The organism is Gordonia sp. 135 (assembly GCF_009720185.1).
GTDB lineage: Bacteria > Actinomycetota > Actinomycetes > Mycobacteriales > Mycobacteriaceae > Gordonia > Gordonia alkanivorans.
This window is the reverse complement of sequence record NZ_CP046257.1, coordinates 1,211,003-1,223,492: the sequence shown is the minus strand read 5'-3', so window position 1 is coordinate 1,223,492 and position 12,490 is coordinate 1,211,003. Positions and strand designations below refer to the sequence as shown.

Here is a 12,490-nt window from a genome sequence, read left to right as displayed (position 1 = left end):
CCGCAATGACACGACCTGTGACATCCGTCTCACAATCTTGGTAGGCTCGCGGATACTCAGCGCCGAGGAAAGCTGGCCCGTCATGACCGCTGTACGCCACCTCACCGACGCCTCCGCCGGGGTACCGGACACCTACCAGCACGATCTCGTACATCGGATCAAGCCACCGTCACGACGCCGCCGCGTGAAACGTCCGGTCGACCTCGTCACCGTCATCGGTCCGACGCTCTCCGTCGCGAACGTGATCATGCAGCTGTCCAACCCTAAGGTCGGGTACGGCGTGCACGAGAGCCGCGTTCCGCAGGGCAACGCCATCAAGCGCCCGGTCAAGCGGGCCCGCACCACCGGTACGTACCTGGCCGTCGCGCTGGTGGGCAGCGACTCCGACAAGGAGTACATCCACAACTGCGTCGGCCGTGTGCACGACCAGGTGTATTCGACCGGGACCAGCCCGGTTCGCTACAGCGCCAACGACTCGCGCCTGCAGCTGTGGGTGGCGGTGTGCCTGCTCAAGTACTTCATCGACCAGTACGAGCTGATCTACGGACCGCTCTCCGCCGCCGAACGGCACATGGTCCTCACCGAGGCGCATCCGCTCGGCACCGCGCTCAACGTGCCCCGGGACAAGTGGCCGGCCACCTACGACGAGCTCCTCGTCTACTGGAACAGCCAGCTGGCCGAACTCCGGATCGACGAGCCGGTGCGGCAGGAACTGCAGAGCCTCGCCGACCTCTCGTTCCTCGAGTTCCGCGCCGGCGTCGTCGGCACCATCGCCCACAAGACCCTCGGTGGTTTCCTCACCTATGCCATCAACGCCGGGCTCCCACCGGAGTTCCGGTCGATGATGGGCTGGACGTGGACCGAGGACGACGCCCGTCGCTACCAGGCACTTCTCTCCGCACTGCGCGTCGTCGACCCGGTCGTGGCGCCGGTATTGCGCGGCATCTTCCGGCTGAACATCGTCGACCTGCGGGTGCGCCGCCGCCTCGGCATCCCCGTGTTCTGACCCACAAAGAGGCCCGTCGCTGACAATCACCGCTCCTATCTGGACAATGGAGCGGGTGACCGATGGACCCCTGATCGTGCAATCCGACAAGACCCTGCTGCTCGAGGTCGACCACCCCGATGCGCAGGCGGCTCGTCAGGCGATCGCACCTTTCGCCGAACTCGAACGTGCCCCCGAGCACGTCCACACCTACCGGGTCACCCCGCTCGCGCTGTGGAACGCCCGCGCCGCCGGTCACGACGCCGAACAGGTCGTCGACGCGCTGGTCACCTTCTCGCGCTACGCCGTCCCGCAGCCGCTGCTGATGGACGTCGTCGACACGATGGGACGCTTCGGCCGGCTGCAGCTGGTCAAGCATCCCGCGCACGGACTGACCCTCGTCAGCCTCGACCGTGCCGTGCTGCTCGAGGTCATGAGGCACAAGAAGGTCGCCCCGATGCTCGGTGCGCAGATCGACGACGACACGGTCATCGTGCATCCGTCCGAGCGCGGACGCCTCAAACAGGTCCTGTTGAAGGTCGGCTGGCCGGCCGAGGACCTCGCCGGGTACGTCGACGGCGAGGCGCACCCCATCGAGCTGGACCAGGACGACTGGCACCTGCGCGACTACCAGGAGATGGCGGCCGACTCGTTCTGGGCCGGCGGCTCCGGTGTCGTCGTGCTGCCGTGTGGTGCGGGTAAGACGATGGTCGGCGCGGCCGCGATGGCCAAGGCCGGTGCCACCACCCTCATCCTGGTGACCAACACCGTCGCCGGCCGGCAGTGGAAGCGCGAGCTCATCGCGCGGACCACGCTGACCGAGGAGGAGATCGGCGAGTACTCCGGCGAGCGCAAGGAGATCCGTCCGGTCACCATCGCGACCTATCAGGTGATGACGCGAAAGTCGAAGGGCGAGTATCGGAATCTCGACCTCTTCGACTCCCGCGACTGGGGCCTGATCATCTACGACGAGGTGCACCTGCTGCCCGCACCGGTCTTCCGGATGACCGCCGACCTGCAGTCGCGCCGACGCCTCGGCCTCACCGCAACGCTCGTTCGTGAGGACGGCCGCGAGGGTGACGTCTTCTCCCTCATCGGCCCCAAGCGCTACGACGCCCCGTGGAAGGACATCGAAGCGCAGGGCTGGATCGCACCGGCCGAGTGCATCGAGGTCCGGGTGACCCTCACCGACGAGGAGCGTCTGCAGTACGCGGTCGCCGAGCCGGAGGAGAAGTACAAGCTCTGCTCCACCGCGCACACCAAGGTCAACGTCGTGAAGGCGATCCTGAACAAGCACAAGGGTCAGCAGACGCTGGTCATCGGCGCCTACATCGACCAGCTCGAAGAGCTCGGCCGCGAACTCGACTGCCCGGTCATCCAGGGGTCGACGAAGAACAAGGAGCGCGAGATCCTGTTCGACCGCTTCCGTTCCGGCGAGCTGCAGACCCTCGTCGTGTCGAAGGTCGCCAACTTCTCCATCGACCTGCCCGAGGCGTCCGTTGCCGTCCAGGTGTCGGGCACGTTCGGCTCGCGCCAAGAGGAGGCCCAGCGCCTCGGTCGCCTGCTGCGGCCGAAACACGATGGCGGACAGGCACACTTCTACTCGGTGGTCTCTCGCGACACCCTCGACGCCGACTACGCCGCCCACCGGCAGCGCTTCCTCGCCGAACAGGGCTACGCGTACCGCATCACCGACGCCGACGACCTCCTCGGCCCGACCATCGGCGACACCACCCCGGCGGACTGACCGGGGTTCCCCCTCCCTGACCTGCTGAAACACGCCCCTGGGAACCACCCTGCACAGGCGGGCCGGTGACATGGTGTCGCCGGGTCGCCTGCGCAGGGCGGATCCTGGGGGCGCTTTTCGGTGGCCCCTCACACCTCCATCAAGCAGTACCCGATCGACTCGGGCTGGAAGAACGTCCAGCGGGCCTCGCCGGCAGCGCAGGTGACGGTCGACGCGCCTCGCCTGGTCACCTGCGCGAGCACCGTCCGCAACGCGGGTGCACTCGTGCACGGGACCTCGCGATAATCGGCCAGCGATCCGTCCTCATTCGGGATCAGGTAGCAGAGTCCTTCGTAGAAGTTCGGGGTGAGGCACAGCTTCCGGGTGCTGTTCGGGAAGGTCAGCGTCGAATTCTGTTCGCTGGCACAGGGAGTCGCGGTGGCGATGATCGACGCGGTGTAGAAGTTCATGCCCGACGAGTCGCAGTCCACCTCCGATGCGAGCACCGTCGCCGACGACCCAGCCTGCATGGCGATGGTGACGCACTCGCCGACCTGAACGTCGTCGGGACCCGTGACCGACAGCGGCGTCGTGTCGGTGGTGCGCGCCGCGGGGCTCTGGCTCGGAGTGGTCGCGGTGGTCACCACCGGCGCCGAAGCGGTCGTCGACGTCCCGGCGGCTTCCGGTGCGGACGACACCTTGGTCGCCACGTAGACGACGCCGGCGACGATCGCGAGCACGAGGACCAGCGCCAGCGCACCGAGCGCGATCAGCACCCCCGACCCCTTCTTCTCGGGCGGCGGCGGGTAGCCGGGTTGCGACGAATAGCCCTGGTAGCCGCCGGGATACGTGCCCGGCGGTGGTTGCCCGGGCGGAGTGCCCTGCGTACCCGGTGGAGTGCCCTGCGTACCCGGTGGAGAGGCGGCGTACGACGGCTGCCCCGCATACGGCGGGTGCGATGGCCGCGCGGGTGGGGGTGGCTGCTGAATGCCCGGCTGCCGATAGGGAGCGCCCGGCGGTGGTGGTGCCGGTTCGCGGGTGGTCAGTGCATTCTCGAGTGCGACGCCGAACTCCCGGCACGACGGGTAGCGACGCTCGGGCTCCTTGGCCAACGCGCGACTGAACACCGCGTCGGCGGCGGGTGAGATCCCGGGACGCAGGCTCGACAGTCGCGGGGGCATCGACTGCAGGTGGTGGGCGATGATCGACGCCGTGCTCGCGCCCTGGAACGGCGGCCGGCCGGTGAGGAGTTCGAAGACGGTGGCGGCGAGCGCGTACTGGTCGGCGCGGGCGTCGACCGCGTCGCCCAGTAGTTGCTCCGGCGCCGCGTAAGCCACGGTGCCGAGGAAGACGTTCGTCGACGTCAGGTGGCTGACGTCCTGCTCGGACTTGGCGATCCCGAAGTCCGCGAGCAACACTCGCGGTTCCGGACCGTCGAGGCCCTGCAGCAGGATGTTGGCGGGTTTGACGTCGCGGTGCAGCAGACCGGTCGCGTGGGCACGGTCGAGGGCGGCGCCGACGGACCGGACGATGGCGATCACGATCTGGGGATCGAGGCCCTGCGGGGTCTTCCGCAGCAGTTTGAGGGCGTCGATACCGTCGATGAACTCCATCGCGATCCACAGATGACCGTCGTACTCACCGGAGTTGAAGATCGTGACGATCGACGGATGCACGACGCTCGACGCATGTTCGGCCTCTTTGACGAAGCGCTGCCGGTACATCGGGTCGCGGCTGAGTTCTGCGGGAAGGACCTTCAGCGCCTCGTTGCGCGGCAGATGCGGGTGCCGGGCCAAGTAGATCTCGCCCATACCGCCTCGACCGATGAGTCGGATGATCGTGTAACCGGCGAAGTGCTCGCCGGGATTCCGCGGCATCGCCCCTCCTCATCCTCCTCGGGCAGGTTCGCTCAGTCTGCACCGCCAGATCGTGCGCGGCGACCACAATGCGTCCCGACGTCACGCAACGCCCACCACCCCGGGCCGCCGGCTTCAGACGGCGACGGCGTCAGGCACCCGAGAGCGACGCCAGGCAGAACACGCGCGGTTCGGGCTTGTCATAGGTGGCCTTGACCTGGCCTTCGGCGCATTCGAGGGAGCCGTCGCCGTCCGTCTCGACGCGATAGATCACCGCTTCCGAGCCGGCATCGGCGTTGCAGTCGACCTCCTTGAAGTCGACCAGCGAGCCACCTGCCGACTGCGGGATCTCGTAGCACTGGCCCTCCACGAAGTTCGGCATCAAACAGAGGCGATCGGAGGTGTCCGGGAAGGTCAGGTAGTTCTCGAACTCGCCGCACTCGCCGGGCACGACCTGCGACGCGATGAAGGTCATCCCGTCGGCGTCACACTCCGCCTTCGTCGCCTCGACGTTCGACTTGTCTCCATCGGTCGATCTGACCTGCACACATTGCCCGATCGCCACATCCGTGGGCTTGGAGACGTTGTTGGTCACGCGGTCGACCGAGGAACACGCGCCCACGAGGAACAGCGCGGCACACGCCACGATCGCGATGACGGTACGTCCCGCACGACCATGCTGGTGACCCACTACCGGCGCTGCCATGCGAGGGATCGTACGCTGCAGCGACGTTGCAAAGCGCAGAAATCGGGCAGGTCGGATCGAGTCCCGATTCTGCGCCCCGGCCGATGTGCCACCCTGGACCCATGTCATTCGAGAGCAGGACCGCAACCCGCTTGCGGCCGTTCATGACCACGATCTTCGCCGAGATGTCGGCCCTCGCCGTGGAGCACGGCGCCATCAATCTGGGGCAGGGCTTCCCCGACACCGACGGGCCGGAGTCGATGCTCGAGGCCGCCCGCCGCGCCATCACCGACGGCCACAACCAGTATCCGCCCGGGATCGGCGTCCCGGAGCTGCGGCATGCGGTCGCGCGCCATCAGCGCGAGCAGTACGGCCTCGACTACGACCCCGACCGCGAGGTGCTCATCACCGTCGGGGCCACCGAGGCGATTGCCGGCGCCGTCGTCGGGCTCATCGAACCGGGCGACGAGGTCATCATGATCGAGCCCTACTACGACGCCTACGCGGCGACCGCGGCAATGGCCGTAGGTGTTCGACGCGTCGTGCCACTCATCCCCGACGGCGACGGTTTCCGTCTGGACCGCGAACGCCTCGCGGATGCCTTCGGACCGAAAAGCGCGGTGTTCATGCTGAATACACCGCACAACCCGACCGGCACCGTGCTCTCCGACGACGATCTCGCCGAGATCGCGCGACTCTGCATCGAATTCGACGTGATCGTGGTGGCCGACGAGGTGTACGAACACCTGGTGTTCGACGGCCGCATCCACACGCCGATCGCGACACTGCCCGGAATGAAGGAGCGGACGCTCCGGATCTCGAGCGCCGCCAAGACATTCAACTGCACCGGCTGGAAGGTCGGCTGGATCAGCGGACCACCCGAGCTGATCGCCGCGACGAAAACGGCCAAGCAGTACATGTCCTACGTCGGGTCCGGGCCGTTCCAGCCGGCCGTTGCGCACGCCCTCGACAACGAACTCGGTTGGGTCCGGGCGTCGGCCGCCGCGCTGCAGAGCAAGCGCGACATGATCACCGCCGCCCTCCTCGACGCCGGTTTCGACGTCCATCGCAGCGAGGCAACGTATTTCGTTTGCGCCGACCCACGCCCCCTCGGTGTCGACAACGGCATCGAGTTCTGTCGGTCCCTACCGGAACGGATCGGCGTCGCCGCGGTCCCGGTCAGCGTGTTCGCCGACGACCGCGAGCCCTGGCACCACCTCGTCCGCTTCGCCTTCGCCAAACGCGACGACGTCATCGCCGACGCCGCGGAGCGGTTGCGCAAGCTGTGAAGCCTGCTCCTCTGGTAGAGAGCCCCCACTGCTCCTTGAGTAGCGAGCTTGCGAGCGTATCGAAAGGGAGCGACACGGCCCCCGCTCCCTGAGGTGCGAGGAGCGCAAGCGACGAGCCTCGAAGCGCCGGTGAGACACCGTCGCCCACCCAACCACCGGTCGACGTCAACCCGACCCGCAGACTTCGATCGACGTCTGCCGGTCGAGTTGAGGTTCGGCAGTCGGGGCTCCGGACGTCCCAGCTCACCGCAACGCGGGCACCACGTGCTCCTCGAACAACTCGAGGTCCTCGCGGTCGTGGGCGATGTTCGGGAAGTAGAAGATCCCGTAGGTCATACCGGCTGCCCTGAGCCCACGAAGGTTGTCCGCGACCTGCTCCGGGGTCCCGACCGCAGGCATCCCGCGAAACGCGCCCATGCTGCCCGACGCCGCTTCCGGCCCGACGATCTTCGCCATCCCCGCCTCGAGGTCGGCGAGCTTACGCTCGACGTCGGCATCGGTCTCACCGAGTATGACGTTGTAGTTCGACGACCGGACGATCGAATCGAAGTCGCGTCCGAGGTCGGCGCAATGCTGTTGCAGCACCGACGATTTGTGGGCGAATCCTTCGGGAGTGCCGTCGAAGTTGGTGTAATCGGCATACTGCGCCGCGATCCGCAGCGTCTTCTTCTCACCACCGCCGGCGATCCACAGCGGCAGCTTCCCGGCGGTCGGTTGCGGCTGACAGATCGCGTCGTTGACGGTGTAGTGCTTGCCGTCGAGGGTGGCGCGGCCGGTTTCCCACGCCTGCTTCATGATCTGCACGCCCTCGTCGAGCCGGGCGAGACGCTCACCGGCCGAAGGGAATCCATATCCGTAGGCGCGCCATTCGTGTTCGTACCAGCCGCCGCCGATGCCCATCTGCACGCGTCCACCGGAGATCAGGTCCGCGGTGGCGGCGACCTTCGCCAGGTACATCGGGTTGCGGTAGCTCATCGCGGTGCACATCTGTCCGATGTCGACGCGACTCGTGGTCGCGGCCAGCGCGGAAACGAGCGTCCACGCCTCATGCGTGGCCTCGTCGGTCGGCAGCGGGACGGTGTGGAAGTGGTCGTAGACCCAGACCGAGTCCCAGCCGGCGGATTCGGCGCGGTTCGCCACCGACGACATCACCTCCCACTGGTTCGCCGGGTCGATACCCACGAGATCAAGCCGCCAGCCCTGGGGAATGAAGAGTCCGAATCGCATGAGGTCGAACTTACTCCGACACCGACCCGTCCGAAGGGACGGACAGAACGACTACGGCGGCATCTTGTCGATGGTGAGTCGCACGAATCCGAGCGCTTTCTCGCACAGCAGATTCACCCCCGGGCCGTCGCGAAGTATATCGCGCATGGTCGTGACGACGACCGCAGAACCGGACTGAACAAACGCGTCACACGAGCCGCGCTCGACACTTGCCACCACCGTCCTACCCGAGATCACGACATCGTCGAGCCATTCGTTGTACTCGGTGGATTGCAGCTGCTTGTAGTCCTTCAGGTTGTCGACGCCCATACCCGTGAGATTCCCGACGAACTGACTCAGCGACGGACGAAGAATCTCATCTCCTTCGAGGAGGTCCCATTGGCAGCCCCTCGCGGTTTGGTGGTTGGATGCCGCGACATCCTCGACTGTCGCTGGGTCCAATCCGAAGGCCCTCGCCTGCGCATAGTCCACGGCAGTGCACGGTTCATAGGTGGTTCCGTCATTGTTGCGACTCCACCGATCAGGGAACTCGGTGTCGAATGGCAGCCGCTTCCCGGCATCATCGGTCTGACGGATCGGCTCGGTTGCCGCGGACGAGGAGACCGAGACGACGGCCTCGGGTTGCGCACTCGGTACGCCCTCGACATCACAGGCCACCATCGTCACGCCGAGGACGGCGACCACCGGGATCAATGCCAGCTTCCAGAACCGGCGCCCGACACCGACTCCGCGGTTGACCCCTACGACCCGACGGCATCTCACGAGTTCCAGAGGCTACTCGACAGAGCGCGCCCGGTCGCTCTGCGATCCCAAGCGTCATTTACAAGCAGTCCGGACTGTTTGTGTGTTACGCTCACCACTGTGACCGAGCCCACCAGCACCCCGCGACGGCGTACCCAGGCCGAGCGCACCGCGGCGACCCGCACCCGGGTCCTCGACGCCGCGGTCGAAGCACTGGTCGAGGTCGGCTATGCGGCCACCACCACCCAGGAGGTCAACCGGCGTGCGGGCGTCTCCCGCGGCGCGCTGCTGCACCACTTCCCCACCCGGGAATCCCTCGTCGTCGCGGCCGTCGGGCACCTCGTCGACCGCCGCCTCGAAGAAGTCCTGTCTCGCCCGCGCACCGGCGACGAGGGACTCGAGGTCCTGATCGAGTCGTTCAGCGGACCGCTGTTCGACGCCGCACTCGAACTCTGGGTGGCCGCACGCTGCGACGTCGAGCTGCGCACCGCGCTGATCCCGCTCGAACAGCGGGTGTCCGACGCCCTGGCCGTGGGTTGCGCCGAACTGTTCGGCGACCGCTACACCCCGCCCGAACTCGAACTCTCCATCGAACTCGCACGCGGCCTCGCGGTGTCGCGCATCCTGCGATCCCCCGACGCCGACCGCGAATACCTCGACCGACTTCTGCCCATCTGGAAGGACCTGTTGAACCATGGCTGACATCTCGCTGCCCGAACACATCGACGTTCTCGTCGTCGGCGTCGGATTCGGCGGCCTCGCCGCACTTCACCGGCTGCGCAAGGACCATCCCGGCCTGACGACCCTCGCGATCGAGCGCGCCGAGGGCGCCGGCGGGGTCTGGCGCGAGAACGACTACCCGGGTGCGGCCTGCGACGTCCCGACCTCGCTCTACTCGCTGTCCTTCGCCCCGAACCCGGACTGGTCGCACACCTACGGTCGACGCCACGAGATCCACAACTACCTGCGTTCCGTCGCCGCCGATTACGACGATCAGATCCGCTACAACTGCGCCCTGACCGCCGCCCGTTGGGACGGTGCCGCGCAGGAGTGGGTCGTCGACACGACGCAGGGTCAGATCCGGACCCGCTTCCTCGTCGCCGCGCCGGGCGCACTGTCCGAGCCGGGCCTGCCCGAGGTTCCGGGTGCCGACGAGTTCACCGGCACGATGTTCCACTCCGCCAAGTGGGATCACACCCACGACCTGCGCGGACGCAAGGTCGCCATCGTCGGCACCGGGGCGTCGGCGATCCAGATCGTGCCCGAGATCGTCGACACCGTCGAACATCTCACCGTCTTCCAGCGCACCCCCGCCTGGGTGGTGCCACGCCTCGACCGCAACATCGGCCCGATGGAACGCGCCCTCTACAAGCGCGTCCCCGGCGTCCACCGCCTGGTCCGCAAGATGGTGTGGGCCTACCGCGAGGCCTACGTGCTGATGATGGCACGCAACCCCAAGCTGCTGCCGATCGCGAAAACCCTTGCCCTGGCGCAGCTGCGGGTCCAGGTCCGCGACCGCGCCCTGCGCAAGCGTCTCACCCCCGAGTACACGATCGGCTGCAAGCGGATGCTGTTGACCAACAAGTGGTTCCCCGCCCTGCAGCGCGACAACGCCACCGTGACCGGCGCCATCACCCGCCTCACCGCGAACGGCGCCGTCGACGATCAGGGTCGTGAGCACGAGGTCGACACCGTCGTCTTCGCCACCGGGTTCACCCCCACCCAGCCGCCCATCGCGAAGGCCGTCACCGGTCGCGACGGACGTACCCTGGCCGAGGCCTGGCAGGGATCGCCGCGCGCCTACCGCGGTGTCGAGGTCCACGGCTTCCCGAATCTGTTCTTCCTGTACGGCCCCAACACCAACCTGGGCCACAGCTCGATCGTGCTGATGCTCGAGCCGCAGGCGTACTACATGTCGAAGACGATCGCCGAGGTCATCGGCTCCGGACACTCGACGTTCGAGGTCACCCAGGCCGCCCAGGACGCCTACAACGCCGACCTCGACCCCGAACTGGAACGCACCGTGTGGAATTCGGGCGGCTGCTCGAGCTGGTACCTCGACTCCACCGGCCGCAACTCGGTGATGTGGCCCAAGTTCACCAGCGACTTCCGCCGCCAGATGGCGTCCTTCGTGGCCGCCGACCACCGCTTCGACGACGCCATCCCGGCCGTCGCCGACACCGTCGAGACCACCGCCACCGACACCGATCCCGAAAGGACCCTCGCCCAGTGACCAGGACCGCGCGCACTGACGCCGACCACTACGACGCCATCGTCATCGGTTCCGGTTTCGGCGGCTCGGTGGCCGCCCTCCGGTTGACCGAGAAGGGATACCGAGTCGCGGTCGTCGAGTCGGGCCGTCGTTTCACCGACGCCGACCTGCCCAAGACCAGTTGGCGCCTCAAGGATTACGTGTGGGCGCCGGCGCTGGGCATGTTCGGTGTGCAGCGCATGCACCTGCTGCGCGACGTGCTGGTCATGGCCGGCGCGGGTGTCGGCGGCGGGTCGCTCAACTACGCGAACACGCTCTACCGGCCGCTCCCCGCATTCTTCGACGACCCGCACTGGGGTCGGATCACCGACTGGGCCGCCGAACTCGACCCCTACTACGACCAGGCATCGCGCATGCTCGGCGTGACCACCTACCCGAAGGTCACCCCCGCCGACCGCGTCATGCGTAAGGTCGCCGAGGACATGGGCGCCGGCGACACCTTCGTCCACACCCCCGTCGGGGTCTTCTTCGGCGAGCCGGGCAAGACCGTCGAAGACCCGTTCTTCGGCGGTGCCGGTCCCGCCCGCACCGGTTGTACCGACTGCGGCGCGTGCATGACCGGCTGCCCGGTCGGCGCGAAGAACACGCTGGTCAAGAACTATCTGTATCTCGCCGAACAGGCCGGTGCGACCGTCATCCCGATGACGACCGTCGACACCGTCCGCCCGCTGTCGGAGGGTGGGTACACGGTCGGATCGCATCGAACCGGTCGACGCTGGTCGCGTCGAGGACGCCGTTCGTTCACCGCCGATCACGTGGTGTTCGCGGCCGGCACGTACGGCACCAACAAGTTGCTGCTGGACATGCAGCAGAGCGGCAACCTGCCCGGCCTCTCGTCGCGCCTGGGCAAGGTGGTGCGCACCAACTCCGAGGCCGTCCTGGCCGCGACGGCCACCGACCTGAAGGTCGACTACACCGAGGGTGTGGCGATCACGTCGTCGTTCCACCCGAACGAGCACACCCATATCGAGCCGGTGCGATACGGCAAGGGCAGCAACCTGATCGGTCTGTTGCAGGCGATGCTCATCGACGGTGACAGTCGCCTGCCCCGACCGCTGGCGGCGATCGTGGAGATGATCCGGCACCCGCTGGTCACCCTGCGCGGGCTCTCGGTTCGACGCTGGTCGGAACGGACGATCATCGCCCTGGTGATGCAGACCGCCGACAACTCCCTCGAACTGTTCGCCCGTCGGGGCCGTTTCGGTCCGATGCTGCGCAGTAGGCAGGGTGCCGGCGATCCCCCGCCGACCTGGATCCCGGTCGGCCACGACGCCGTCCGCAAGATGGCCGACGAGATCGGCGGCGACGCCGGCGGTTCCATCGTCGACTGGTTGAACATCCCGATGACCGCACACTTCCTGGGCGGTTGCTCGATCGGCCGGTCCGCCGCGGACGGCGTCGTCGACCCGTATCACCGCGTGTTCAACCACCCCGGCCTGCACATCGTCGACGGTTCGACGGTGTCGGCGAACCTGGGCGTGAACCCGTCGCTGACGATCACCGCTCAGGCCGAACGCGCACTCGCGATGTGGCCGAATGCCGGTGAAGCCGACCCCCGTCCGGAGCTCGGTGCGTCGTACCAGCCGATCGCCCCGGTGCCACCGGTCCACCCGACGGTGCCCGAATACGCACCCGCCGCGCTGAGATTGCCGATCACGCCGATCTCCAACGCCGGCTGAGGTTCTCGTAGAAGTTGTGGGCGTATGACG

General features: G+C 67.3%; 10 protein-coding genes. 6 read left to right on the top strand and 4 right to left on the bottom strand.

Going from position 1 to position 12,490, the window contains the following annotated elements:
- The first annotated feature begins 82 nt into the window (after positions 1–82).
- Both GKZ92_RS05585 and GKZ92_RS05580 read left to right on the top strand, forming a co-directional pair.
- The gene (locus tag GKZ92_RS05585; protein ID WP_006360623.1) at positions 83–1,006 is read left to right on the top strand and encodes an oxygenase MpaB family protein; all 924 of its coding nucleotides are present in this window, start codon (positions 83–85) and stop codon (positions 1,004–1,006) included.
- Positions 1,007–1,061: 55 nt separating this feature from the next.
- Positions 1,062–2,732, top strand: a complete 1,671-nt coding sequence (locus tag GKZ92_RS05580; RefSeq protein WP_329602405.1) for a DNA repair helicase XPB — start codon at positions 1,062–1,064, stop codon at positions 2,730–2,732.
- Positions 2,733–2,860: 128 nt separating this feature from the next.
- Here the strand turns inward: GKZ92_RS05580 and GKZ92_RS05575 are convergent, their stop codons facing one another.
- Both GKZ92_RS05575 and GKZ92_RS05570 read right to left on the bottom strand, forming a co-directional pair.
- Positions 2,861–4,588, bottom strand: coding sequence for a serine/threonine-protein kinase (locus GKZ92_RS05575; RefSeq protein WP_035753156.1), 1,728 nt, complete (start codon positions 4,586–4,588; stop codon positions 2,861–2,863).
- A 130-nt stretch (positions 4,589–4,718) separates the two neighbouring features.
- Positions 4,719–5,273: a hypothetical protein gene (locus GKZ92_RS05570; RefSeq protein ID WP_006360620.1), complete on the bottom strand. Its 555-nt coding sequence runs from the start codon at positions 5,271–5,273 to the stop codon at positions 4,719–4,721.
- Between the two features lie 101 nt (positions 5,274–5,374).
- Between GKZ92_RS05570 and GKZ92_RS05565 the strand changes: the two genes are divergently transcribed.
- Positions 5,375–6,541 (top strand): pyridoxal phosphate-dependent aminotransferase, encoded by a 1,167-nt coding sequence (locus GKZ92_RS05565; protein ID WP_035753159.1) that lies wholly within the window; start codon positions 5,375–5,377, stop codon positions 6,539–6,541.
- A gap of 243 nt (positions 6,542–6,784) precedes the next feature.
- Here GKZ92_RS05565 and GKZ92_RS05560 read toward each other — a convergent pair whose 3' ends face one another.
- Together GKZ92_RS05560 and GKZ92_RS05555 are read right to left on the bottom strand one after the other, a co-directional pair.
- Positions 6,785–7,768 (bottom strand): LLM class F420-dependent oxidoreductase, encoded by a 984-nt coding sequence (locus GKZ92_RS05560; RefSeq protein WP_035753161.1) that lies wholly within the window; start codon positions 7,766–7,768, stop codon positions 6,785–6,787.
- Between the two features lie 51 nt (positions 7,769–7,819).
- Positions 7,820–8,452 carry a DUF3558 family protein gene (locus GKZ92_RS05555; RefSeq protein WP_155225081.1) on the bottom strand — a complete coding sequence of 211 codons (633 nt, stop codon included), beginning with the start codon at positions 8,450–8,452 and terminating at the stop codon, positions 7,820–7,822.
- 177 nt (positions 8,453–8,629) lie between these two features.
- Between GKZ92_RS05555 and GKZ92_RS05550 the strand changes: the two genes are divergently transcribed.
- The 3 genes from GKZ92_RS05550 to GKZ92_RS05540 are packed head-to-tail and all read left to right on the top strand — an operon-like array spanning position 8,630 to position 12,460.
- Positions 8,630–9,211: a TetR/AcrR family transcriptional regulator gene (locus tag GKZ92_RS05550; RefSeq protein ID WP_155225080.1), complete on the top strand. Its 582-nt coding sequence runs from the start codon at positions 8,630–8,632 to the stop codon at positions 9,209–9,211.
- A complete protein-coding gene (locus GKZ92_RS05545) occupies positions 9,204–10,742 on the top strand; it encodes a flavin-containing monooxygenase (RefSeq protein WP_155225078.1) in 1,539 nt (512 codons plus the stop codon). The genes GKZ92_RS05550 and GKZ92_RS05545 overlap by 8 nt, the downstream gene beginning before the upstream one ends.
- A complete protein-coding gene (locus GKZ92_RS05540; protein WP_075862768.1) occupies positions 10,739–12,460 on the top strand; it encodes a GMC oxidoreductase in 1,722 nt (573 codons plus the stop codon). The genes GKZ92_RS05545 and GKZ92_RS05540 overlap by 4 nt, the downstream gene beginning before the upstream one ends.
- The last annotated feature ends 30 nt before the right edge of the window (positions 12,461–12,490 follow it).